Raw genomic sequence first — 24,666 nt, 5'->3', positions numbered from 1 at the left:
CGGCAAGGCCGCAATATCGGAAAAGACGAGGACAATATGACCGAACGAGGCAGAAAAGCACTGTTGCTGGCACCGGCAGGAATATGGCTTTTGGTAATGCTTGCACTTCCACTACTGGTCGTCTTCGTCTTTTCCTTTGGCGAACGGGGTGCCGCCGGAGGCTATGTTCCAGCGTTCACTTTGGAACAATATGCCAACCTTCCTGCGCGATGGACGGCGTTTAAGAACACCTTGATCCTTGCACCTCTGGGGACTATCGCTGCGTTGGTAATTGCCTACCCGCTCGCCTACTTTCTTGCGGTGCGTTGTTCACCAAAGTGGAAAACTTCGCTGTTGATCCTGGTGATCGTGCCGTTCTGGACATCGATCCTGATCCGGTCATACGCATGGATTTTCATCCTTGGGGGGCGTGGCTTGCCCGCTTTACTGGAGTCGATCGGCATCGATGATGTCCGCCTGATAAATACGCCGTTCGCTGTGCTTGTGGGGATTGTCTATGGGTATCTACCTTTGATGGTTTTCCCAATTTTTGTAAGCTTGGACAAACTGGATAAACGCCTTCTGGAAGCCTCAGCGGATCTCGGCTCTACTCCGTGGCGTACGTTCCGTCAGGTAACACTTCCTCTGTCGGTACCAGGTATCGCAACTGGCTGCATGCTGGTCTTCATCCTACTCATGGGCGAATTTCTGATCCCAGCGATCTTAGGTGGCGGAAAAGTGTTTTTCGTCGGAAATGCGCTGGTGGACCTGTTCTTGCAGTCTCGAAACTGGGCGTACGGATCGGCGGTCGCAATGACGCTGGTTGTCGTAATGCTTGTCACTGTCTCAATTTACATGAAATTCATCTCGCGCCTGGGTGGCCAGCGCGAAGATGTCTCGCTGATGTGAGGGTCCGATGCGCTTATACGCGATTTGCGTCTACCTTTTTCTCTATATTCCAATCGGCATCATCGCGCTTTTCAGCTTCAATGCCGGACGACACGCAAGCCAGTTCATGGGGTTCTCGACCCAATGGTATGGCAAAGCGCTCAACAACCCATTTGTTATGGACGCGCTCGAGACCAGTCTGCTTGCGGCATTCATAACTGCTTGCCTCGCATCCACACTCGGAACCATGGCGGCCATCGCTTTACAAGGGGTTAAGGGATGGCTCCGAACTTTGTTCGATGCGATGATTTATATTGCGATAATGATACCAGGTATCGTCATCGGTATCGCGACACTCATTGCCTTGGTCACCGTATTCGGCTGGCTAAACCCGCTTCTTGCGAGCCTATGGCCCGATGGAGCAAATCCCCCGCAACTTTCCATGGGGATGCCCACGCTCGTCGCCGCACACACCATGTTCACAATGTCGCTGGTCATAATCATCGTACGTGCAAGGCTATCGGGTATGGACCGTGCCCTCATGGAAGCTTCGGCTGACCTCTTTGCGACGCCCTGGGGCACCTTTCGGCAGGTGACCCTGCCGTTGATAGCACCGGCAATTTTGGCGGGCTTCCTGCTCAGCTTCACTTTCTCATTTGATGATTTCATCATAGCGTTCTTCGTAGCTGGCTCAGAAACAACCCTGCCTATCTACATATTCTCATCCATCCGGCGCGGCGTAACGCCCGAGATCAATGCCATCGGCACTATGGTTATGGGCGCGTCGCTCTTGTTGCTCGTTGCAGCGCAACTGCTTTTGCGCCGAGGCGCCTCAAAATCGAATAGTTAAATAAAGGAGCCAAGTGAAATGCGGCTTGCAGGTAAAGTCGCGCTCGTGACGGGCGCGGGATCAGGAATTGGTCGGGCGGGTTCAATGGCAATGGCACAAGAGGGTGCGCATGTTGTGGTAACGGATCGCGATGCAACACTTGCTGAAGCCACTGTGGCCGCGATCGTTGCGCAGGGGGATCAAGCATCTGCCATACAGCTTGATGTGACCGATGACGATGCCCTTACCAAAGCCATAGACGAAGCAGTAAAAAACTTCGGTCGGCTTGACGTGTTGCACTCTCATGCTGGGTTGCAGATCGAAGGAACGCTGGAAGAAGTGGAACCAGATGGAATGGATGCTTCTTGGGCATTGAATGTCCGCGCTCACTTCATTGCCGCGCGCGCAGCCGTCCCCCATATGAAATCACAAGGTGGAGGCAGCGTGATCGTCACGGCCTCCAATTCTGGGGTTCAATACGACCGGGGTATGATCGCCTATGCGACTACAAAGCACGCAGCTGTTGCGATGGTCCGGCAGATGGCAGCCGACTACGCTGTCCATGCAATCCGTTTCAATGCCCTTTGTCCAGGATTTGTAGACACCCCTTTCAATGCAGGCTTCGAAAAGCAGATGGGTGGCCGTGCCAAACTGGAAAGCTACATCGAGCAGGCGATCCCTATGAGTCGGTGGGCGACAGTTGAAGAGATTGGCCATGGGATCGTCTATTTAGCTTCAGATGAATCCGCTTTTATGACGGGGCAAGCCTTGGTTATCGATGGCGGTGAATGCATTTAGTGATGGGTTAGACCGCTCAAGAGAATATCTATCGCCGCACTTCATTTTTGGCGAGCACATTTCAGTCCGCTTTGGGCTCAAAGCGGTCATACGCTGCACTTGTCATGAATGACTGCTATGCGGACAAAGTTGTCATTAGTTTCGAACGGGTGTGCCGGAGTAGGTCCTGCCCACTTAGAAACCTGGGTGATTGGTGTCGAGTTCGAATTGGTAAATATCTCAATCGAAATATAAGTTACGGTATATTCATCAAAACAAGCGGGACTACGGAATGGCCAGGCAATTCGTTGATCTTTCTGTTCAATTAGAAGTAGGCGTTACGTCAGATCCGCCAATGATGCTACCTGACATCGAGTATTTGAATCATCACCAAACTGCAGAGCAAGTTATGCAGTTTTTTCCCGGCCTTACCAAGGAAGACCTCCCGGGTGGCGAGGGTTGGGCGTTAGAGCGGCTTCAAGTGGCGACGCACAACGGCACCCATGTTGATGCGCCGTACCATTACCATTCCACGATGAACAACGGGAAGCGAGCAATAACCATTGATGAAGTTCCTCTTGAGTGGTGTTTTGGTAACGGCGTAAAACTCGACTTCCGAACCTTGTCGGACGGATATGTTGTAAATCCAGACGATATTAAAAAGGAGCTGGCTCGAATTGGGCATACATTAAAGCCTTTGGATATTGTCTTGGTAAATACGTCGGCAGGATCCCGTTACGGCAAAGAAGATTATCTCGAGAAGGGATGCGGAATTGGCCGAGCTGCTACAAACTTTCTGACCGAACAGGGTGTGCGAATGGTTGGTACGGACGCCTGGAGCTGGGACGCGCCGTTTACCTACACAGCGAAGGAGTTTTCAAGAACGGGAGATCCTTCCATTATTTGGGAAGGACATCGGGCGGGAATGGATCAAGGATATTGCCAGATTGAGAAAATGACCAACTTGGAGTTGTTGCCTAGTAATGGTTTCTTGATTTCGGCCTTTCCTTTCAAAATCAAGTCGGCGTCGGCGGGTTTTACGCGCGCAGTGGCTATTTTGGAGACCTAGGCTCTACTGTTTTGACCCATTGCAGCAAACTGAATGCAGAGCGTCAGCGCTGGCGGATCATCACGGGGCTTATCTAGGTGTGCTCGGCCGGGTCGTTCTTACTGTTCGCCAAGACTAAGGTCGGCCACCGCGCACCTAATTCAGATTTCTCGGACATGCTATCAAACAGAGTCCCTCTTCTTCGCGAGGACAAAATCAAACTCAACATCCCAGTAGAATGAACCGGTGAACTCCAACTCGTTTAGTTTTTGGGGATCGTCGATTTTTCTAAAATCTGCAATTAGGCTTTCTTTGACCCCGAAAACCGAGTCACTGTCGATGTAAGGGTCATTGGGATCAAAGATATGGGTCGTTACGTCATCGAACCCGTCTTTCGAAAGAATGTAATGCAGATGAGCTGGTCGGTAAGGGTGTCGGCCAAGGTCTTCTAGCAGCTTACCGACCGGACCGTCCGTGGGGATGGAGTAATGCTTTGGCTTAACCGCCTTAAACCAGTAACTTCCGTCTGAACCAGTGCGGAAAACACCCCTGAGGTTGAAGTCCGGTTGAATACCCTTTTGCTGAACGTCGTAAAACCCTTCGTCGTTGGCTTGCCAAACGTCGATCTTCACACCTTCCAGCGGATTGCCTTCTGTATCAAATACGCGTCCCCGAACAACAAGGTCTTCTCCTTTACCATCGAGGCAAATGTTAGTTCCCATTTCGTATTCAGGCGTTCCGCCAATATGAAATGGCCCGAGTACCGTGTTTTCTGACGCTCCAACAGGCCGTCTTGAATTGATTGCATCAACCAACATTGAAACGCCGAGAATGTCTGACAAAAGTATGTACTCCTGCCGCCAGTCATCGCACATCTGACCAGTCTTTGTCAGGAATTCAATGGCTTGCATCCACTCTTCCTGGGTTGGCTCAATTTCTTTTACAGCTGCATGCAGATGTCGCGTTATTGACCCCATAACCTCTTCAAGACGCTTGTTCTTTGCGTGGATGTTCTGGCCCGTGACAACGTCCGCCGAGTTCGCCTCTGTGAAGTAGGCCTTTGGTTTTTTGAAGCTCATTTTCTTCCTACCTCGCGAGGATTGATTTCAATACCCGGGCAAGCTCTCCCTTGGGGTCGGCGGCCAATTCTTCGATCCGCCACGCCACGTGTTGATCAGGGCGAACCAGAATGCAGCCCGTGTCCGAGATCTCCGATACTCTCGCCCAGTCCCCGACATGGTCGACGTAGTTTTGCCTTGGTCCTATTACGTGGGTTTTGATTTCTATTCCCAGTTCACTTTCAACTTCCCTGGCTGCGTCCCCCCAAGGTTCACCCCCAATACCGGATAGAATGGTGAACCGCCCCTGTCCGCACAAGTCCAGCGTCGAGACCTGCGCGCCGGAATCGTGGTCGAAAACCCAAACGTGGGGAAGACGTGCACCGGGCCAAGTCGTGGGCTGATAGTGAAGTTCAGCGTCCAAGTCGAATGCCGGTTCCATCTGGCCGTCAGTTACGATGGCATCTGATCTGTAGCGCTGGTTCATCTCCACGCCGTGCGCGTCAAACTCATACTTCTTGAATGCAATGGCTTGCCGTAGTGCCTCGCGCTGCTTTTCCCCGGCATCCCCCGGGTCTGTGCGCGCATCCATACTGGCTTTTATTTTCTCGACATCGTCGCCACCAGTCATACCCAGAGCCTCAAAGATCGGACCAAATTCGCCGATTGATTTGTTAGCGCGCGTCACTATTTGCTTGGCAACCGGCGCGCGCTCGACAGAGTAAGTATCCAAAAGCTGTGTGCCTGCTTGTCCCTTTAGAACTGCCGCCAATTTCCAAGCTAGGTTAAAAGAGTCTTGAATCGACGTATTCGAACCTAAGCCGTTTGATGGAGGGTGACGATGAGCCGCGTCTCCCATAATAAAGACGCGCCCCTTCTGCATATGCGTGGCGTAGGCGTCATTGACTGTCCAAATGTTGGCTGAGGTCAGTTCAATTTCAAGTTCCGGATCGCCTACAAGTTGTCGGGCTACATTTGTCGCGAATTCTTCGTCTACCACCGGGGCTGGCTCGTTAATGTCGTAACCCCAGACGATCAGCCACTCGTTCCAGGGGCGTATCATTCGCACTAGCCCCATCCCAATGCCACCCACGTCGGCGCCGGGCTGCATGACCCAATAAAGTACCGAAGGCCGATGAGCGACGTATTTGCTCAAATCTGCTTTGAACAAAATGTTCATCGATCCACCAACGCCCATTTTTCCTTCTATCGGCGCGTCGATGTGTTCAGCCACTAGTGAATTCCCTCCGTCAGCACCAACAAGATACTTCGACCGCACCTGAAACTCGCGCCCAGACAGTCGATCGCGGAGCGTAGTCGTTACGCCGTCGGCATCCTGCAAGTGCGACAAGTATTCTGTCGACATCCGCCCTTGTGTGCCGCGTTTGCACGCTGTGGAATAAAGCAGAGGCTCCATAAATGTCTGAGGAAGATCGTTCATGAGGCTGGGGGAGGACAGCATATGTTCTGCCCGCGAAAGTGGGTGCTTACCCCACGATTTCATTCGCCCAATTTCTTCGCCTGCAAGGCTTTCACAAAACACATTCTCACCCATCAAATCCTGCTCGGTTGCGTGCATGTACGCTTCGGCCTCGACGTCATGACCAAGGTCTCTGAGAACCTCCATCGTACGTTGGTTCGTAATGTGCGCGCGCGGTGTGTTAGCCAACCAGCGGTAACGGTTGACCACCATGTTCTCGATCCCATAGGTCGCCAAAAGTGCCGCCGTCGCAGAGCCGGCCGGCCCAGTGCCAATAATTAGAACATCAGTAGAGATTTCGGCCATGTTTGATCCTTCCTCAGATTGTCGGGGCATTTCCAGCCCACGCGTTCTGCAGGAGCGCACGAATGCCTTCGCGCGTTACCTCGCGAGGATTCCAATAGGGGTTCTGAACTGCAATTTCAGCGGCGTGATCGAGGTCAGCTTCGCGTAGTCCCAAACCCTTTAGTGTCATCGGTGCACCCAAATGTCGCGCAAATTTCCAAATTGCTTGCCCGGCATGGTCACCGCCCAGGGCGTACCGAACCGGCGCCAACTGCTCGGCGACTACAATTTCGTTAAACGTTACTGAGTGGGGCAATACTATTGAATGGGTTTCAGCGTGCGGCAGCCCGAAGGAGCCGCCAAGCGTGTGGCAAAGTTTATGATGAAGGGCCATCCCGACTGACCCTAAAATCGCGCCGCAAGCCCAAGAAGCCTTAAGAGTCGTCTCACGCGCCTCAAGATCGTTTGGATTGGAAACGACCAACGGCAAGGCTTTCGAGAATGCCTCTAAACCCTGCCATGCCAACTGCGTTGTTTGCGGTGTTTTGTCTTTTGCATAGAGCCCTTCAACGGCGTGCGCCATTGCGTTCAAGCCAGACGTGATGGAAACTAGTTCCGGCAACGAGACCGCTAGTTCCGGGTCGTAAAGAACGACTTCCGGAAGAACTTTGGGGTCTGTGAGCGTTTCCTTTCGACCTTCCTTCGTCTGGCCCAATATCGGAGTCGCTTCGCTACCGGAGTAGGTTGTGGGCAAGACGAGTTGTGGGCATTTCGTGCGCAGAGCCAAAGCCTTGCTCAACCCAATCGTCGAGCCTCCACCGATCGCCACAAAGCAATCCGCCTCAATCAATCTAGCATATGATAGAACGTCCTCGGTGACCTCCACAGGCGTATGCATCGTAGCGCTAGAGCAAACGCCAGCAGCGAGTCCCCCTAGTGTTGATGCGACATCTAGCGCAAGTTGAGCCTGCCCCGGTGTAGAGAGAATAAGCGCCCGCGCACACCCCATATTAATGAGTTCGTCGCACAACTCGTGTCGAATGCCACGTCCGACGCGGACTCTCTGATTTGATATCGATGTGTCAAATGCGTTCAATTTGTTTTACCGCCTCGGCCCGAATTTAGCAGAACAAGACAGCAACTTGATCGAATCTCGCGGCTATTGCATAACCTAATGATATGAAGATAGATCCTCGGCATCTTGAGATTATTGCGGCGGTAGTCGATCAAGGAGGGCTCACCGAGGGTGCTACATTGCTTGGAAAGTCCCAGCCTAGTGTATCGCGATCGCTTTCCATGCTGGAGCGGCGTTTGGGTATAAACCTATTCCAGCCAGGCCGGCGTCCACTTCAGCCCACTCAAACCTGCCTGCTTTTAGCCCACGAGGGGCGAAAAATTCTTCAGGCCGGTGAAGCTGCGTCCGGAGTTGTTCTACACTATCAGCGCGGAACGAATGGAGCGGTTCGGCTGGCTGGGCCTCCAATTTTTATGGAAGGAGTGGTCTCGGGTATGCTGGCTTCCTTTCAAAGTAGCTTTCCGGACATCCGAATTGATCAAAGCTACTGCTACGCCGCAGAAGTTTTTGCCCGAATTGAAAGTGATGCACTCGACTTGGGGATTGTTCCTGTTCGTGCTTCAGAGGTGCCGGACAGTTTGATCGCTAAACAAATCCTTAAGGGAAGAAATGTCGTTGCTTGCCGGGTTGGGCATCCAATCGCACGCAAGCAAGCAGTGCGGTTGGCGGAAATTGCGCAGTTTCCTTGGATTGCGCCGCCAGCGGATAGTCCGCTTTTTCACGATCTGCGAACGGCACTGGAAAGTATTGGCGTCAGTGACATCAAGGTTGGCTTCACAGGCGCTTCATTGAGTGCAGTCATCAACATACTTGAGGGATCGGACGCCTTGACGGTATTGCCTTACTCTGTCGTCTTTATGCTTCGGAGAAAAAAGACGGTTGATGCTTTGTCAATTCGAATAGGTGATCCCGATCGCCACTTGTGCATAGTCTCCAGGCGAAACGAGGTCCCGTCGCCCGCGACCCGCCGATTGGCCAGTTTCGTTGAATCCGAGTTCGCTTCCTTCAACCTTTTGATCGACCGCCACGAGCAAAACGTTGTTTGGAGGTCATGATCTTATCCAGCGGCATCAAAACCCACTTTGCTTTTGATGCGCCTCAAGTGTTTTGGTCAGTGCGCCGTGAATGCGCGCAAAACGGGAAGATGGGACCGGTACCGAAACTGCGTAGATTTCGCCAGCGGGATCGGAAATAGCAAAACCCAGTGCGCTGACCCCCTCGGTATGTTCGTTATCGTCCCTTGCTAGAGCACCGCCTTGGATACCCTCAAGTTCAACCAACAGGTCGGGAAGAGGGCGTGCGAAGTCTGGCCAGTCTTCGAACTCGTTGATAATCAATTTTGTCGCTTCGGTAACGGGCAAAGATGCCAGAGCCGCCTTGCCGTTGGCTGTATTGGTCAATGGGAACGTATCGCCAATGCGTGAAACCGTACGGAGGCGCTGACCGCCTACAATTTGATCAATGAATCTCATCCGATTGCCTTCCAAGATTGCAAGATCTACCGTCTCTCCGGTTTCTTTGGAAATTGACTTCATCATCGGACGAATCCGGTCTTTAAAACCCGCTGTCACAGCTTGCGCAAGAGACTGAATTTCCGGTCCCAACATGATTCCTCCACTACTTCCGTTAGTGGAAATAAACCCTTCGGTTATTAGAGCGGCAACAATTCTCTGTACCGTAGAGCGGGGCAGTTTTACCTGTTTGGAAATCTGCCCCAGACTCTGTCCGTCTGAGTTCTCGGCCAGAGCGCGCATGATTTCTGCTGCGCGTGAAATAACTTGAATGCTATGATTTTGAGGCATTTTTTTGATCCTCTGCACTTCGTTTTCAGTGTCGTGTAGCACGTGGGCGATTTGTATCTAATCTAAATAGACGCACAAATTCAATCAAGTTCTTGACCGAAATACAGTACAATCGCACCATAATACGGAACATATGATTCCATAGGGAGGAATAAATGAGCGTCACGATCCGCGGCATCGAATTTCAAGCGAACGACAACAACGCAATGGGTCTTGAGTTCGTGAATCTCAGTCACCGCTACGGGTTTCAATGCCCGAACTGGCCGTACTTCAAGGATGTTCAGATCGACCGCAAGCATTACATGGCCAAGTCCGGCGTGCTAAGCCAGACCATCACGACGACGATGCACGTGACCACGCATATCGACGCGCCGGCACACGTGGTACAGGGCACTCCATTTATCGATGAGGTTCCTCTGCCGCACTTCTTTGGGTCAGGCATCTGCGTCTCAATACCCAAGGAAAAGTGGGAACAGATTACTGCGGACGATCTGGAAAAGGCTTGCGGTCATGCGATCCGTCCACATGATGTGTTGATCATAAATACAGGTTGGCACAAGAAGTATGAGGACGGCGATTACTTTGCGTATTGCCCGGGCTTGGTGCCTTCCGCAGCAGAATGGATGGTCGACAAGCAAGTGAAGGTCGTTGGGCACGATACCCAAGCAAACGATCACCCTCTTGCCACCGCAATCGGCCCACAGCGTAACGGACCGATTCTACCGCACCTCGAAAAGGAGTATCTGGAATGGTCGGGAGGGACACCTTGGGAAGTGGATTTCCCTGAGTGGGAGCCGGTGCACAACACACTTTTCTCTAACGGTATCCTTGGAATAGAAAACGTCGGTGGCGATTTGGACCGGATCACGGGTAAACGGGTGACGTTCGCCTTCTTCCCATGGAACTGGGATCGCGGAGATGGATGCATCATTCGCCTGGTCGCAATGATGGATCAGTCTCAGAACTATCGCATCGAGGCCGGTGAGAACTTCTGATGCTGATCAAGCGTTTTAATGAAGCAGAAGTTTACGAGGCGCCCAATCATTGGGGAGTCACCGGTCTCCGGCTACAAGGATTCGAAGAAGGTGGGCCAGAAAACCAATGGGTTGGTTTCTCTCAATTCCTTCCCGGAGGCGGGGCGGGACCGGATTCCACACCATTTGAGAAGGTGTACGTAGTTCTTGAGGGTGAAATGACTATAGAATGGGATGGTCAAACCGCAGTCATTGGCCCAATGGACAGTTGCACTGTTCCCCCGGACCAAGTGCGGCGCATCGAGAATAAATCGAACCACGTTTGCAAAATGCTCGTTGTCATTCCTTACCCGGAAGGAGGTCGTCCCAAATGAGCCTGTCGGACCCAATTTCGTTGTTTGATGTGAAGGGGAAAGTCGCATTAATCACCGGCGCTTCAGGTGCGTTTGGCACTGTCGCGGCCGAAAGCCTTGCAGCTGCAGGCTGCAAGGTTGCCCTTGCTGGGGGCAATTCCAAGGCCGTCAGTGAAGTGGCCGGTCGATGCAATACGGAGACAATTCAGATTACGGGTCGCCCGGACAGCGAACAGGCCTGTAACGATTTGGTCGCCAAAACGGTCGATGCATTTGGAAGGCTGGACATTCTTGTTGTTGCATCAGGAATGAACAAAGTCGCCAAGATCGACGATATGGAACCCGCTACGTTCGAAGCCGTAATGAATGCGAATGTCACCCAAAGCTGGATGATGTCTCGCGCGGCGATTCGTCAAATGAAGTCGCAAGGTGACGGCGGAAAAGTCGTCCTGATGTCCTCGGCTAGAGGTCTGCTTGGCCACCCAGCGGGTTACACGGCATACTGTGCATCAAAAGCAGCTGTTGACGGCATTACCAAAGCTCTGGGATGTGAGCTTGGCCCAACCGGTATCACTGTCAACGCAATCGCGCCGACTGTATTCCGTTCTCCACTAACGGCCTGGATGTTCGAAGATACCGCGGAGGCCGAGACTGTCCGAACCGGATTTCTAACTCGCGTGCCGAAGGGCCGATTGGGTGAACCGGAAGATCTCGCCGGACCTTTGCTTTTCTTGGCGTCGCGCGCGTCGGATTTCTATACTGGACATATCCTTTACGCCGACGGCGGATACACTGCGGGCTAACGGATGGTCGAAAGTTTGAACATATCGGTTATCGGTGCGGGCCTTATGGGGCATGGGATTGCTCTGACGTTCGTGCGCGTCGGGCACAGGGTGTCGATATACGACCCGGACGGCCCCACCCTTGCAGACACGCCAAACCGCGTCGCAAACAGTATGAGGCTGCTCGGCGCGCACGACGCTGAAGTTGATTCCGCCCTTGCCAACCTGAAACTGCATGACGATGTCAAGAATACCGTAACTAGCGCGGATTTTGTTATTGAAGCGGCACCCGAGAAGCTTGATCTCAAGAGAAGTATATTCTCAGAGGTGGAGAGCCACGCGCCTGCAGACGCGATATTGGCATCAAATACGTCCGTTATTCCGATCACGAAAATCACATCTCACTTGAAGCGCAGAGAGCGAGCGTTGGGCACGCACTGGTGGAACCCACCGCACATGATCCCCCTTGTCGAAGTCGTGAAAACAGAGCGAACCAATTCCGACGTGGCTGAGAAGATGTTCGCTTTGTTGGAGGCTTCGGGAAAAGACCCGGTGATGGTCGAAAAAGATGTGCCCGGGTTCATTGGTAACCGACTCCAGCATGCATTGTGGCGCGAGGCGATATCGCTGGTCGCCAACGGGATATGCTCAGCCGAAGGCGTCGATAACGTCGTGAAGGCAAGTTTTGGTCGTAGACTTGCTGTCTTGGGGCCACTTGAAAACGCGGACTTGGTCGGAATTGAACTGACGCAGGATATACATCGGCAAGTGCTGTTTGACCTCGAGGCGTCTCCGGAGCCGTCACCTTATCTGCAGGAACTGCAAGACAAGGGTCGCACAGGAATGGCGGCAGGCAGAGGATTTCGCGAATGGGCGAAAGAAGATCTGGAGTCAACAAAGGCGCGAGTATCTGAGCATCTCGCAAAGTTGGAGCGCATTCTGCCACGATGAAGACAAACGCAAATCAGCTTTGGAAAGTTAATCCAATGTATAACCCAATGTTATGTGAGTGGAGCATTTTGAGATATTAGCAAAACTCACAACGACTACACTGGCTTCAACGCTAGAAGCTAATCTATTTCGAAGGGAGGAGATCTATGAAACTCAGAACGAACCGCCGCCAAGTGCTGGGTGGGCTGGCAGCTTCCGTCGCCGCTCCGGGAATTCTGACAGCAACCCGAGCATATGCGCAAAACCCGACGATCAAAGTCGGCTTCGTGACGCCTTCAACAGGTCCATTGGCCGGATTTGCCGAACCCGACGACTATGTCATTGAAGGCTTGCAGGCTGCGCTCGCAGGTGTTGAAAACAATGGCAAAACATACGCGATTGAGATCATCAAAAAGGATAGTCAGTCAAATCCGAACCGAGCGGCAGAAGTTGCCGCTCAGTTGATCCTCGATGATGAAGTCGATTTCATAACGGCAGCCGGGACGCCGGATACAACAAATCCTGTGGCTGACCAAGCTGAAATCAACGAAATACCTTGCGTCACGTCAGATGCGCCTTGGCAACCTTATTTCTTTGGCCGCAACGGCAATCCCGCCGAGGGTTTCCAGTATACCTATCACTTCTTCTGGGGTCTCGAAGACGTCATTGCGAACTTCACTAACATCTGGAACGATAGCGGTGTGCCGAAGAAAGTTGGAGGACTCTTCCCCAACGACTCCGATGGAAACGCTTGGGGCCACCCCGAACTAGGCTTGCCGACTCCGCTTGCCGCGCAAGGCTTTGAGCTGACTGATCCCGGCAGATATCAACCTCTGAACGACGATTTTTCTAACTATATTGCCGCGTTCAAAGAAGCTGGTTGCGAGATTTTGACTGGAGTGATGATCCCGCCAGATTTTGGGACATTCTGGTCGCAAGCTGCACAGCAGGGCTTCCAGCCAAAGATTGCGACCGTGGGCAAAGCGCTGCTGTTCCCGTCCGTGGTTGAGTCATTGGGTCCCCGCGGGGTTGGATTGACGACAGAGGTTTGGTGGTCAGCCAGTCATCCATTTTCATCGTCGCTTACTGGTCAATCCGCTGGTGATCTGGCCAACGGTTACACAACGGCAACAGGGCGCCCGTGGACACAACCCATCGGGTTCAAGCACGCTTTGTCAGAGGTCATCGCAGACGTCGTTCGTCGGTCGGAAGACATCGAAGATGCCGAAGCCAATGTTGCTGCAATCCGAGCGACCAATTTGTCGACGATTGTTGGTGATGTGAATTGGTCAAATGGCCCTGTTCCTAACGTCTCAAAGACGCCGCTCGTCGGTGGCCAATGGCAAGACAACGGCAATGGTCTCGAGCTTGTCATAACCAACAACAAACACGCGCCGCAAATTCCGACCGGCGGTGAAACCTTCCTCCTCGGATAGGGCAAGACTGTTGTCTGCATTGCTAAAGGTTGACGGTCTCAGCAAATCGTTCGGCGCAATTGTCGTTGCCGATAAGACTAGCTTTGAGGTTAACGAGGGTGCCGCGATCGGCATCCTCGGACCCAACGGGGCAGGCAAGACTTCACTTTTCAATTTGATCACTGGAGTGCTTCGTTCAGATGCTGGAAGTATTCATTTCGACGGGCAGGAGATCACGAGCGTAGGAGCAGCAGGACGATGCAAACTCGGCATTGCGCGCAGCTATCAAGTTCCTCATCCGTTTGTTGGTATGACCGTTTTCGAGAATGCGCTTGTAGCAGCCACAGAAGGTGCCAGTTTGCGCGGTCACGATGCCGAAAACCACGTTATTGGCGTACTTGAGCAGACGGGGCTTCTACCAAAAGCTAACGTCAGAGCAGGTGCATTGACGCTATTGGAGCGAAAAAGGTTAGAGATGGCTCGGGCACTGGCGGCAAAGCCAAAACTGCTTTTGTTGGACGAGATTGCCGGTGGGCTTACAGAGGCCGAATGCGGCGAACTGATCCAGACAATTCAGGCAGTAAATGAAAGCGGTACAACGATTGTTTGGATTGAGCACGTTGTTCACGCTCTGTTAGCGGTGGTCGACCATCTCATCGTTATCGACTTCGGTAAGAAAATATCTGAAGGCGAACCCAAGAAGATCATGGAGAGCGCTGAAGTAAAAGAAATCTATCTCGGGGTCGATCCAGATGTCTGACGCTCTTTTGTCCATTAATTCGCTGGACGCGTTTTACGACGACTTTCAAGCCCTCTACGATATCGACATGTCACTAGAGCTGGGCGAAGTCATTGCTATTATTGGCGCGAATGGAGCCGGCAAATCGACATTAATGCGCTCGATCTCCGGACTGTTGAGAAACGAATCCGGACAGATTGCTTTTAAAGGTGCCTCGATCGGTTCAAAAAGGGCTGATCAAGTCGCTTATATGGGCATCGCTTTAGTCCCTGAAGGCAGGCAGTTATTCCCATCACTGTCTGTAGAGGAGAACCTCCTCCTCGGCGGTACTGTTGGGCGAAGCGGACCATGGAGCTTGAAAAGGATTTACGAGTTATTTCCAGTTCTGTCGGATAGGCGCAACCAGCCGTCAACTTCGCTTTCCGGCGGTCAACAGCAAATGGCGGCCATTGGACGTGCCCTGATGTCGAACCCGGAACTAATCCTGTTCGACGAGATCAGCTTGGGACTGGCACCAATTGTAATCAAGGGCATCTACGAGGCGCTGCCGAACATCGTTGGCGAAGGGATGACCGCAATGATTGTTGAGCAGGACATATCCAAAGCGCTGGAGGTTTCTTCCAGGGTCTATTGTCTGCAAGAGGGGCGGGTTTCTTTGACCGGCAAAGTTGGCGAGGTCAGCCGGGAAGACATAACCGCTGCCTACTTCGGAGTTGCTGCATGATCGAATGGGTTAATTCAATTGTACAAGGGATATTGCTTGGCGGTCTTTATGCGCTGTTTGCAGCAGGGCTTAGTTTGATCTTTGGCGTTATGAGGCTGGTAAATATTGCGCACGGTGATCTGATCATACTAGCGGCTTATATGGGTCTTACAACGATTGTGATGCTGGGCGTGCATCCATTTGTGGCGCTTCTTATCGTGATCCCGCTGATGGCAGGTTTTGGCTACGTGCTTCAACGTGGGCTTCTCAACCAAACGCTCGGCGACGACATTCTACCGCCACTTTTGGTGACCTTCGGTCTGTCGGTAATTATCCAAAATGCGCTGCTGGAGATATATACAGCCGACCCACAAAAGTTAAACGGCGGGTTGATCGAGACGGCTTCGATCCCAGTCGGCGGCCTAGCTATTGGCATTCTTCCTTTGGTAACCTTTGCAATAGCGATTGTCGTGATAGCGGGGTTGCAATGGGTTTTTTACGCAACCGCGATTGGACGCGGGTTTCGCGCAGTGTCCGACAATCAGGACATCGCGCAATTAATGGGGCTGAACAAGGCGCATGTTTATGGGCTCGCTATGGCCTTGGCGCTTGGCGTCGTTGCAATTGCTGGAATCCTTCTCGGTATGCGGACGAGTTTTGATCCGTCAATCGGTGCTGGCCGTCTCATATTTGGATTTGAAGCCGTGATAATTGGCGGATTGGGAAATCTTTGGGGGACGTTGGCCGGCGGCGTTATTTTAGGAGTGGCACAAACGATCGGCGCAAAGATAGACCCCGGTTGGCAGCTTCTCGCGGGGCACATCGCGTTTCTTGTTGTTTTGGCGCTGCGCCCCAACGGGCTTTTCCCGAGGGTAGAACATTGAGCATGCCTTCAGTAACTCGAGCGACCCCGGCTTCCCGAGCGGCACTTTTCATCGGTTTGGTCGTCCTCGTCGTCCTTGCGCTTGGTCCTTATTGGGCAGGCCGCGCGGACATGCGGCTCATGTCCGAAATTTTCCTCTACCTTGCGTTGGCGTGTATTTGGAACTTGATGGCTGGTTACGCGGGCCTTGTTAGCGTTGGCCAACAGGCTTTCGTCGGTTTTGGCGGTTATATGCTGTTTGCGCTAACGATATTCGGCGGACTTCATCCGGTGCCGGCCATTATTGTCGGTGGCTTCTTGGCCGCTGCTTTGTCCATCCCGATCGCAACCCTGATATTCCGTCTGAAAGGCGCCTATTTCGCCATCGGCACCTGGGTCGTGGCCGAAGTTTTCCGGCTTTCATTCGCGCAAATTCAGTCTCTCGGGGGCGGTTCAGGATCGTCGCTGCCAGTAGCGATTGTCAAAGAAATTGGGGCCAAGAAAGCAACTCGCGAAGCAAACTCTTACTGGCTCGCACTTGGTGCGGCGGTCATTGTCTTGTTGGCCGTGTATTTTTTCCTTCGATCTCGCCGCGGTCTTGCGTTAACGGCAATTCGGGACAGTGAAGTTGCTGCATCAGGCCTCGGCATTGATATATGGCGCACCAAGCTGGAAGTTTATGTTATCGCCTCAGCATTCACAGCAATAATTGGCGGACTCATCTTCTTACAAAAGCTTCGCATTTCTCCAGACGCCGCGTTCAGCGTCAACGATTGGACCGCCTTCGTAATATTCATCGTCGTGATTGGCGGAATTGGGACTCTGGAAGGCCCAATCATTGGTACGCTGGTATTTTTCGCGCTGCGTGAGACTCTGGCGGACTTCGGAACATTTTACCTGATGGTGCTGGGTTTGGTGGCCATTGTAGTCATGTTGAAGGCGCCCAAGGGTTTGTGGGGATTAGTCCGAGACCGTTTCGACCTTGAGCTTTTTCCACTCAGCTATCGGGTCAGGTTCCCAAAAGACGAAGAAGGATCTTAGCGATGTCGCGCCAGCAAAAGACCATAATCACGTGCGCCATCACCGGCGCGATCCATACACCGACAATGTCCGACGCGCTGCCTTACACCTACGACGACATCGCGCGAGAAGCGATAGAGGCGTCACAGGCAGGGGCTTCGATATTGCACTTGCACGCCAGGAATCCGAAAGATGGTTCTCCATCGGTCGACCCGGACGACTTCTCTCCATTCTTATCTCGGATCAAGCAGGCTACTGATGCGGTCGTGAACATCTCTACGGGTGGTTCATTAACGCTTTCAATCCAGGATAGAATTAAGCCAGCGGCTACTTTCAGCGCCGAGATGTGTTCGATGAATATGGGTTCGATGAACTTTTCATTTCACCCACTCGCCAAGCGCTACGCCGATTGGAAATACGACTGGGAGAAGGATTACGTTTCGAACTCGGACGGCAATATCTTTCGCAATACATTTCGCGATATTGAAGAAGCAGCAAAGTCGCTTGCACCACATGACATCAAATTCGAGCATGAATGTTACGACGTGGGTCACCTGTATAACTTGAAGTTCTGCATGGATATTGGGTTGTTCAAAACGCCTGTGTTTATCCAATTCGTAATGGGCATTCTAGGCGGAATAGGCGCGGATATTGATAACCTTGTCTTTATGAAAAAGACGGCGGACAAGCTCTTTGGGGACAGTTACCGCTGGTCGATTTTGGCGGCTGGCGCCGCACAGATTCCAATGGCGACAACCGCCAGCCAAATGGGTGGCAATGTTCGTGTTGGTTTGGAGGACAGTCTTTTTATTAAACGGGGTGAATTGGCCGTGTCGAACGCGCAGCAAGTGGGAAAAATCCGGCGAATAGTCGAGGAGTTGGGGTCCCAGGTTGCCAGCCCGGACGAAGCACGAGAAATCTTGGATTTGAAGGGTGGAGATCGCGTCGCATTTTGACAATATGCGCCCTGCATTTCCGGCAATACTGCTTACCACATGCGTCATCGCTTTCAAAAATGATCCCTAATGCGGAATTGGCAGTTATTACTCCAAAATTTGATGATGTAGACCTATATCGAGAGGATTTTCGAAAAAACCTCTCACGCTTTTTGGGCGGCCTAAACAAAGATAATTCATAGTTATCGCGGTTGGAGCTCTATTTGGTAGTAGGGATTTTTAAATGTCTGTTTTGGGCTCAGAGCGGTCGTTCGCTGTGAACGACTGATTTGCGGACAATGCCGCCCTTGGGCCCAGACGACCTATCCGCGTCCGCTCACACTCGCCTGGTAGGTCTCCAGCGAGCCCGTGAGGGCAAGGCCGCAAGGGGCGTCGTGCCTTTCGCAGAATTCCTGCCAGACCATTCCATAGGGCAGGTCCTTGAGCGGTGCTGTCAGACGAATTCGAACTCGTCTCTGTTAGGCCAGTGACGCTGTCCTTTATCCCGCGCCAAGTTCGCGCCACTCGGCAAGAGCAGCGGTGCGTGTCAGCTTGAAGGTATCTCTGCTTGCGAGCGATCTTTCCTGATTGAAGTGGTTGTATACGGAAGAATGGACGGAGGCGAATTTCTGTAAACTTCGTATTCGCCTGAACCGCAGCATGGCGCGTTCTCGTCGTCGGAATGGCAGGTGCGAGTTCTCTACGCGATTGTTGAGCCACCTGCCGGTCCTTTGTTTTTCGAGCGATCCCATTTCTCTAAGTGCAGCCTTGTAGGAAGCGAAGCGATCCGTCACGATCTCTTCCGCACAGCCACGGCGCTTCATCAATTTCCTGAGGAATTTCAATGCTGCAGCTTTGTTTCGGCGCTTTTTGACAACGGCTTCGAGTACTTCGCACTCATGATCTACGTCCCGCCACAGATAGTGTCGCTGGCCATTCACCCTCACAAAGACCTCGTCCACATGCCATTTCCATTTTGAGAAGGCTCGAAGTTGCTGGACCCGTTTGCGTCTAATCTCAGAAGCAAACATTGGGCCGAACCTGTTCTACCAATAGCGAACAGTTTCATGGCTGACATCGATCCCGCGTTCGTGCAACAGATCTTCGACATTCTGCAGCGACAGCGGAAATCGGATGTACAGCATCACCGACAGGCGGATGATCTATGGGCTAGTTTTGAAGTACTTGAAGGAGGAAGGTTTGGTCATTCCTAAACGCTATGCAATCGACCTGCTCTGCTCAAGCAAAGTTCTACTGACAAGACTCTTTGAACCGCCGTAGGTTATGCGACACGTTTTCCCCAAAGCTGTCGTGCAATGCAGCCAAAACCAATACCCCAATTAATCGTATGTGCAGCCGGTTACAGTTGTCGTTGCTTCAGACGAAGCGGCGAAATATCCCTCGGTATGGCCTAATAATCACCTCTGAGCCCAACAAAGAGTGAGAGGTTTGTCCAACGTTTCCGACAATAGAAGTTCCCCTTCCCCAATCTCATCGCACCTTGAAGCGAACTCGTTCTAAGAGTTTTTTGTCTGCTCGGCGTTGGTCGTCAAAATGTTCTTGTGTTCAGTTCAAATTGGCGATGTACCTAGAACGGAACGGGCCCTTGGAGAGACCCTGGAGATTTCAAAATGGAATTGATTGCAGAACAACTTCGCACCTTCCCGATCATGGCTCTGTTTCTTTGTCTTGGCCTGGGGTACGGTGTCGGAAAATTCCGGATCGGAAAGTTCGAATTGGGGGGCATCGCCGGCACCTTGTTGGTCGCGGTTTTTGTCGGCCAAATCGGAGGTATCAACCTCAGCACCGACGTTCAGAATGTTTTCTTTTCCCTCTTCATATTCATGGTTGGATACAATGGCGGCCCGCAATTTTTTGCTGCCTTAAATCGAACTGCCCTGACGAAGTTGCTAGCCGCATTTATGATGACCCTCTGGGGTCTGTTCTTTGTCATTGTGGTCGCTCGGTTGGCTGGGTTGGATAAAGGTTTGGCAGCTGGACTGGCAGCTGGAGGGCTGACACAATCCGCTATAATTGGGACCGCAGGAAACGCCATTGATCTGCTGGGCCTGGCCGCAGATGAGGCGGAAAAGTTGAAAACCAACATCGCCGTAGGATACTCGGTGACTTACATTTTCGGCTCGATTGGCCCAATATTGGCGGTTAGCGTTATTCCAATCATTCTGCGCGTCGACTTGCGGCAAGAGGCAATCAAGCTTGCTCAAAAACTCAGCGGTGGCGGTCGCAATCTGGAAGAAGGCGAGTTTCTTCCAATGAACCGTTTTGACGCCCGCGCTTACCAGGTAAATGCTGATGCCTCGATTGCAGGCAAATCGGTTAAAGCCATAGAAGACGGCTATAATGGTGATCTGATCGTGGAAAAACTGCTGCACGGAGGTGTTCCAGTGAATCCGATACCTGATACGATTGTCAATTCGGGGGACGTAATTGTCGTATCCGGCATAGTCACGACCCTTACCCAGTTTGAGGGCACTGCTAGCGGAGAGATTGGCGAATACCCACCCGAACTGACCGTTGTTGAAGAACGCCGCAATGTCGTTATCACCAACCGTAAACTGACAGGCAAAACCCTTGCCGAGCTGCGTGACGCGTTGACGGCAGATCAGCGACGCGGTGTTCACATCTCAAAGATAACCCGTATGGGTCACGACGTGCCTGTGCTGCACAATACCGAGATCCACGCAGGTGACGAGGTAAGTATTGTTGGCCATAAAAACGACCTAAACCGGGTCGCGAAGGTGGCGGGATATGTCCCGCCCTCGGCTTCCATCACGAATTTCATTGCGCTGGGTATAGGTGTGGCAATTGGTTATCTGATAGGCGAAATCAGTTTTGTGATTGCTGGGACAAAAGTGGCGCTTGGCTCCGGCTTGGGTTGCCTGGTTACCGGGTTGATCATCGGGTATCTGCGTATTCGACGGCCCAAAATTGGCGGTATCAACCGTGGTGCGGCGAACTTTCTGCAAAGCTTTGGTCTGGCAGTTTTCGTCGGGGTAGTCGGCCTGAATGCTGGAAAGCCTGCGCTCGAGGCAATTCAACAGTATGGTGTTACTCTGCTACTGCTGGGCGTCGTGGTCACACTGATGCCGATGATCGTACAATTCCCGATCAATTATTACGCCTTAAGGATCAAAAACCCGATAGAGGCTTGCGCGGTTGTGACCGGTTCTCGCTCAGGCAACCCCGGTTTTGCGACGCTGCTGGAAAAGGCCGGAAACTCGACCCCTACACCAGCGTTCACCATGACTTACGCAGTTGCGAACATCTTCCTTACGCTCTGGGGGCCGTTGGTTGTAGCGTTCGTGCCTTAGGCCAAAACAGAAAGATCCCGATGACTGAGCCTAACAGAACCAGCGACAAGTTTTCTACGGCATAGTCTGCAGCATCGATAATCAGCAAGACTAAGGCAGGATTGGAGACGAAGTTCACCCCTATCAACTCTATGGTGAGCGCCGCTCAACGAGCCCAAATTTAACCGTGCAGCGGTAAACCTTTAGAGGCGCGATAGGCCTGAACATAACCCACCGCAACCGCCCTCACAGCGCGGCCGATCTGGCGATAGGCGCCGTCATCCAAATTGGCGAAAGATACCCGAGCCGACCAATTGGGCGCATCAAAGCCAGACCCGTTAAGTAGCACGATGCCATGATCCTGTGCCAGTTTGAAGGATATATCCAGCGGGTGAACATTTTCCTTGATCCAATCGACAACTTCTTCGCCTACGTACTTACGCAGCCAGAACTCAAAATCTATGATACCGTAATATTTGTCGAACAGAGGGTTGTCTGCCACTTCGATCCCCAACCCTTCGACCAGTTCGTCGAAACGATGTTTAAGGATGCCCCAGCAGAACTTCTGATAGCCTTTTGTTTCGTCCATCAACTCAACTAACGAGAAAAGCGTCATCATCACCTGCTGCGGCACAGACAGACCGGCAGTATGGTTAAGCGCAACATCGCGGCTATCGGCGACGATCCGGTCGATGAACTTGAACGAGGACGGATCAGGGGTCAACGACTCATAACGCGCGTTGACCACGGCTTTGGTCTCTTCCGGCGCATTAGCAATCATCTTATCGAAGATATTGTTTTCGGCCACCAGTATTGCACCCAGGCGCCAGCCGGTGCAGCCAAAGTATTTTGAATAAGAATAGACCCCGATCGTGTTCTCAGGCAGGTGTCCCATAACCGACTGAAAGTTTGGAACGAAGGTACCATAGACATCATCTGTCAGGATGATCAGGTCAGGGCGGCGTGTCTTTACGAATTCGACTAGCCGGGTCATTACTTGGGGACTAATGGCGACAGAGGACGGATTTCCCGGGTTGACCAAGAATAGCGCTTTGACTTTTGGATCGGCGAGTTTTTCGAAATCTTCGTCGTTTAGTTGAAAATGGTCTTCCTCTTCCGAGGAAACGTCCACAGTGCTCAACCCATAGTCTTCCAGCACTGGCATTTCCAGATAGGGCGTAAAAATCGGTGTACCCAGAGCGATTGTGTCTCCTGCATTAAGCAACCGCTGGTTTTTGAGCGCTTTGAATATGTAACACATCGCGGCAGTACCACCTTCAACCGCGTAAATTTCGAACTTTGCATCAGGCCGATGCCCAGCGCACATGGCCCACATTACGTATTCATGGACGATGACTTCATTGTGCTTCAGACACCTATCCGGCATCGGATAATGATCGCCAATAATGCCGTCAGTCAATTCGAGTACGAATTCGTCAGGCGTGAACCCAAATCTCTCAATCGCGTAGTCCACCACTGTAATCAAAGTATCGGCCCCCTGAGGGCCGGTTTTCTCAACTGAGTTCGCACAATAAGCCTTGAGCCGGTCATAGCAGCCCGGTCCTTGTGGCATCCCGGCTAACCCAACTTTCGGTTCATAACGATGGCGCTGCGCTTCGGTCATCGCGAACTGACCCAAAAGAAAGAACGCCTCGCGAGCTTTGGTGGCGATCCAGTTTGGGTTACCGCGCCCCGCATTCAGATAGGGCAGCGCCATCTGGCGGGACTCTCTCTGCGCCAGCTTGATAAGTTCGTCTTTGATCTGGAAAGGACTGAGGTTTTCGAATTTATGCAGGTTCAGTGTTTCTGACATGGCATCAAACCCTTGCGTTAAAGTGATTGGAAGAATTCAACCGGATCGTATGCAAGGATTTGCGTCAATGTAAACAAGGCTAATAAAAGGGGACGACCGACAAACGAGTATCATCAAGTAGCGGATCATACTTTTGATCTAACACTTGAGGTGGGCCGGTTATTATAAATCTTACGTCCGGTTTGGGCTCCGAGCAGTCCTTCGCTGCGGTGTCCATCAATGTCCGCTTACAAGAAAATCAGGTGCAAAAATCGTCAGCTGTCACCCAAATTGTCACCCAGAACAGGGAAACATCGCTACTAGTGATGCCAGAATGCATCCAGTGTTCTGATATTGTTAAGGGAATTTGGTAGCGGAGGAGGGACTTGAACCCCCGACACGCGGATTATGATTCCGCTGCTCTAACCACCTGAGCTACTCCGCCACGAGTGAATGGCGATTTAAGCGAGGGGCAAGGGAGGGTCAAGAGGAAAAAACCGCTCCGTCTGGGTTTGTTGTTGTCGGGTATCCTTGACTGATGTCATTTGGAGGCGGCCTCAGCGACGGAGCGAATGAAGCCGGCACATTCTTTAGGTGCTGTGATTAAGATCATGTGACCACGTCTGTCCATTTCTTGATAATTCAGACCAAAAGCCGTCATGGGTGCTCCATGAACATGTGCAGAAAGAACCGGGTCTTCTGCGCCGAATAGCACGCCTCCCGCAACAGTGAGATCAGCATATCTTTGGCTGAGCAAACCTATGCTGGATTCTGCGCCCACTACGTCTTGCGAGGCGGTAATAAAGGCCGACGGGCGCAGCCCCAATGCGCCCCCGGCGCGATCTAGAAAGTCTGTTGGAGCGGGCTCGGGCGCAAACACATCATTCAGCACAAATGGGGCCGCTTTGCGTGCCAGTGGAACAGCGAAAGTGTGCCCGATCAGGTTGCGCAACCACGCGGTTCGAATTTCTAAAGGTTTGAATACCGGAGGTGTGTCGGGCATTTCGTGGGTAAACGGCGAAAGCAGGGCCAGTGCTTTTGTAGCCTGAGGAAATTCAAGCGCCATTGACAGGGAAACGGCACCACCCAGCGAATGTCCGACCAAAACGGCGTTTTCTATGTTTTGGCTTTGCAGGAATTCTTGGATCATACGTCCCTGCTGGGGCAGAGATGCGAGCCGTGGGTCGTCACGAGTGGAATAGCCGCAACCTGGCCGGTCCACGGCCAAGACGTGAAAGTCGTTCGATAGCTCATCTACTAATGCGTACGTAAAGTGCTGAAGTTGACCCGAAAGTCCATGTATCATGACGATGGTCTGATTGTTGGGATCTCCGCGCTCAACAAAATGGATGCTTCCTCCAGAAACAGTTATAATTTTACCAAGTTGTGGAACAGTTTTTAACCCTTCCTTAGTTAGGCGACGTGTCCAGAGGTTCATCATCACGAGTAAAAGGATGAGAAGAAGGACAACTGTAAGCAAAGCCGTCATCTCAAATCTCTCCCGTTTGGCCAGACTCGGCAAAGCCTGTAAGCTAAATTCCAGTTTCCATATTGACCAAAGATGGCGTTCATGCGTCAAAAACCTTGGGTCGGTAGGCCAGTTAAGTTAGTTTTTCAAGCAATGTAGTA

General features: G+C 52.1%; 23 protein-coding genes, 1 tRNA gene and 1 pseudogene. 16 read left to right on the top strand and 9 right to left on the bottom strand.

The window, feature by feature from the left end; genetic code table 11:
* Nucleotides 1-36 precede the first annotated feature (36 nt).
* The 4 genes from GOV45_RS03200 (at nt 37) to GOV45_RS03185 (ending at nt 3,542) form a co-directional block, all read left to right on the top strand.
* Nucleotides 37-888: an ABC transporter permease gene (locus GOV45_RS03200; RefSeq protein ID WP_170474111.1), complete on the top strand. Its 852-nt coding sequence runs from the start codon at nt 37-39 to the stop codon at nt 886-888.
* A gap of 7 nt (nt 889-895) precedes the next feature.
* Nucleotides 896-1,717 carry an ABC transporter permease gene (locus GOV45_RS03195; protein WP_170474108.1) on the top strand — a complete coding sequence of 274 codons (822 nt, stop codon included), beginning with the start codon at nt 896-898 and terminating at the stop codon, nt 1,715-1,717.
* An 18-nt stretch (nt 1,718-1,735) separates the two neighbouring features.
* On the top strand, nt 1,736-2,494 hold the full coding sequence (locus tag GOV45_RS03190) for an SDR family NAD(P)-dependent oxidoreductase (RefSeq protein ID WP_170474106.1): 759 nt from the start codon (nt 1,736-1,738) through the stop codon (nt 2,492-2,494).
* 271 nt (nt 2,495-2,765) lie between these two features.
* Complete coding sequence (locus GOV45_RS03185; protein ID WP_170474103.1) at nt 2,766-3,542, top strand: cyclase family protein; 777 nt, start codon at nt 2,766-2,768, stop codon at nt 3,540-3,542.
* Between the two features lie 161 nt (nt 3,543-3,703).
* Here GOV45_RS03185 and GOV45_RS03180 read toward each other — a convergent pair whose 3' ends face one another.
* Genes GOV45_RS03180 through GOV45_RS03170 form a run of 3 tightly spaced genes read right to left on the bottom strand, consistent with a single transcriptional unit; the run spans nt 3,704 to nt 7,440 of the window.
* Nucleotides 3,704-4,600, bottom strand: coding sequence for an intradiol ring-cleavage dioxygenase (locus tag GOV45_RS03180; RefSeq protein WP_170474100.1), 897 nt, complete (start codon nt 4,598-4,600; stop codon nt 3,704-3,706).
* 7 nt (nt 4,601-4,607) lie between these two features.
* On the bottom strand, nt 4,608-6,365 hold the full coding sequence (locus GOV45_RS03175) for an FAD-dependent oxidoreductase (RefSeq protein ID WP_170474097.1): 1,758 nt from the start codon (nt 6,363-6,365) through the stop codon (nt 4,608-4,610).
* A 13-nt stretch (nt 6,366-6,378) separates the two neighbouring features.
* Nucleotides 6,379-7,440: a maleylacetate reductase gene (locus tag GOV45_RS03170; protein WP_170474095.1), complete on the bottom strand. Its 1,062-nt coding sequence runs from the start codon at nt 7,438-7,440 to the stop codon at nt 6,379-6,381.
* 83 nt (nt 7,441-7,523) lie between these two features.
* On the opposite strand from GOV45_RS03170, the gene GOV45_RS03165 reads away from it, so the two are divergent.
* Complete coding sequence (locus GOV45_RS03165) at nt 7,524-8,474, top strand: LysR family transcriptional regulator (RefSeq protein ID WP_170474093.1); 951 nt, start codon at nt 7,524-7,526, stop codon at nt 8,472-8,474.
* A gap of 15 nt (nt 8,475-8,489) precedes the next feature.
* Here GOV45_RS03165 and GOV45_RS03160 read toward each other — a convergent pair whose 3' ends face one another.
* Entirely contained in the window at nt 8,490-9,221 is a 732-nt protein-coding gene (locus GOV45_RS03160; RefSeq protein WP_170474091.1) for an IclR family transcriptional regulator, read from the bottom strand.
* A 155-nt stretch (nt 9,222-9,376) separates the two neighbouring features.
* Between GOV45_RS03160 and GOV45_RS03155 the strand changes: the two genes are divergently transcribed.
* From GOV45_RS03155 to GOV45_RS03110, 10 genes are all read left to right on the top strand, one after another.
* Complete coding sequence (locus GOV45_RS03155; RefSeq protein ID WP_170474090.1) at nt 9,377-10,216, top strand: cyclase family protein; 840 nt, start codon at nt 9,377-9,379, stop codon at nt 10,214-10,216.
* Nucleotides 10,216-10,569, top strand: coding sequence for a cupin domain-containing protein (locus GOV45_RS03150; RefSeq protein WP_170474088.1), 354 nt, complete (start codon nt 10,216-10,218; stop codon nt 10,567-10,569). The genes GOV45_RS03155 and GOV45_RS03150 overlap by 1 nt, the downstream gene beginning before the upstream one ends.
* Entirely contained in the window at nt 10,566-11,351 is a 786-nt protein-coding gene (locus tag GOV45_RS03145) for an SDR family NAD(P)-dependent oxidoreductase (RefSeq protein ID WP_170474087.1), read from the top strand. The genes GOV45_RS03150 and GOV45_RS03145 overlap by 4 nt, the downstream gene beginning before the upstream one ends.
* Nucleotides 11,352-11,354: 3 nt before the next feature.
* Nucleotides 11,355-12,281 (top strand): 3-hydroxyacyl-CoA dehydrogenase family protein, encoded by a 927-nt coding sequence (locus GOV45_RS03140; RefSeq protein ID WP_170474085.1) that lies wholly within the window; start codon nt 11,355-11,357, stop codon nt 12,279-12,281.
* A gap of 146 nt (nt 12,282-12,427) precedes the next feature.
* Nucleotides 12,428-13,696 carry an ABC transporter substrate-binding protein gene (locus GOV45_RS03135; protein WP_170474083.1) on the top strand — a complete coding sequence of 423 codons (1,269 nt, stop codon included), beginning with the start codon at nt 12,428-12,430 and terminating at the stop codon, nt 13,694-13,696.
* A gap of 10 nt (nt 13,697-13,706) precedes the next feature.
* Nucleotides 13,707-14,435, top strand: coding sequence for an ABC transporter ATP-binding protein (locus GOV45_RS03130; protein ID WP_217362435.1), 729 nt, complete (start codon nt 13,707-13,709; stop codon nt 14,433-14,435).
* Entirely contained in the window at nt 14,428-15,138 is a 711-nt protein-coding gene (locus tag GOV45_RS03125) for an ABC transporter ATP-binding protein (RefSeq protein WP_170474080.1), read from the top strand. Before GOV45_RS03130 ends, GOV45_RS03125 begins: the two co-directional genes overlap by 8 nt.
* A complete protein-coding gene (locus GOV45_RS03120; RefSeq protein WP_174823568.1) occupies nt 15,135-16,001 on the top strand; it encodes a branched-chain amino acid ABC transporter permease in 867 nt (288 codons plus the stop codon). Before GOV45_RS03125 ends, GOV45_RS03120 begins: the two co-directional genes overlap by 4 nt.
* Before the next feature lie 2 nt (nt 16,002-16,003).
* Nucleotides 16,004-17,020: a branched-chain amino acid ABC transporter permease gene (locus GOV45_RS03115; RefSeq protein ID WP_170474077.1), complete on the top strand. Its 1,017-nt coding sequence runs from the start codon at nt 16,004-16,006 to the stop codon at nt 17,018-17,020.
* A gap of 2 nt (nt 17,021-17,022) precedes the next feature.
* Entirely contained in the window at nt 17,023-17,955 is a 933-nt protein-coding gene (locus tag GOV45_RS03110) for a 3-keto-5-aminohexanoate cleavage protein (RefSeq protein WP_170474073.1), read from the top strand.
* A 302-nt stretch (nt 17,956-18,257) separates the two neighbouring features.
* On the opposite strand, the gene GOV45_RS03105 is transcribed toward GOV45_RS03110, so the two are convergent.
* Both GOV45_RS03105 and GOV45_RS03100 read right to left on the bottom strand, forming a co-directional pair.
* On the bottom strand, nt 18,258-18,359 hold the full coding sequence (locus tag GOV45_RS03105; RefSeq protein WP_170474070.1) for a hypothetical protein: 102 nt from the start codon (nt 18,357-18,359) through the stop codon (nt 18,258-18,260).
* A gap of 75 nt (nt 18,360-18,434) precedes the next feature.
* A pseudogene (locus GOV45_RS03100) lies at nt 18,435-19,097 on the bottom strand (IS6 family transposase).
* A gap of 468 nt (nt 19,098-19,565) precedes the next feature.
* Here GOV45_RS03100 and aspT point away from each other — a divergent pair.
* Complete coding sequence (aspT, locus tag GOV45_RS03095; RefSeq protein WP_170474068.1) at nt 19,566-21,266, top strand: aspartate-alanine antiporter; 1,701 nt, start codon at nt 19,566-19,568, stop codon at nt 21,264-21,266.
* 160 nt (nt 21,267-21,426) lie between these two features.
* Here aspT and GOV45_RS03090 read toward each other — a convergent pair whose 3' ends face one another.
* The 3 genes from GOV45_RS03090 to GOV45_RS03080 all read right to left on the bottom strand — a co-directional run bounded on the left by GOV45_RS03090 (nt 21,427) and on the right by GOV45_RS03080 (nt 24,526).
* Nucleotides 21,427-23,058, bottom strand: a complete 1,632-nt coding sequence (locus GOV45_RS03090; RefSeq protein ID WP_170474065.1) for a bifunctional aspartate transaminase/aspartate 4-decarboxylase — start codon at nt 23,056-23,058, stop codon at nt 21,427-21,429.
* A gap of 347 nt (nt 23,059-23,405) precedes the next feature.
* Nucleotides 23,406-23,482 (bottom strand) — tRNA-Met (locus tag GOV45_RS03085).
* A 96-nt stretch (nt 23,483-23,578) separates the two neighbouring features.
* Nucleotides 23,579-24,526, bottom strand: coding sequence for an alpha/beta fold hydrolase (locus tag GOV45_RS03080; RefSeq protein ID WP_170474062.1), 948 nt, complete (start codon nt 24,524-24,526; stop codon nt 23,579-23,581).
* Between the last annotated feature and the right edge of the window lie 140 nt (nt 24,527-24,666).

Origin of the sequence: Ruegeria arenilitoris, from assembly GCF_013035425.1 — a bacterium.
GTDB classification, from domain to species: domain Bacteria; phylum Pseudomonadota; class Alphaproteobacteria; order Rhodobacterales; family Rhodobacteraceae; genus Ruegeria; species Ruegeria arenilitoris_A.
This window is presented reverse-complemented; position numbering and strand designations above follow the sequence as displayed.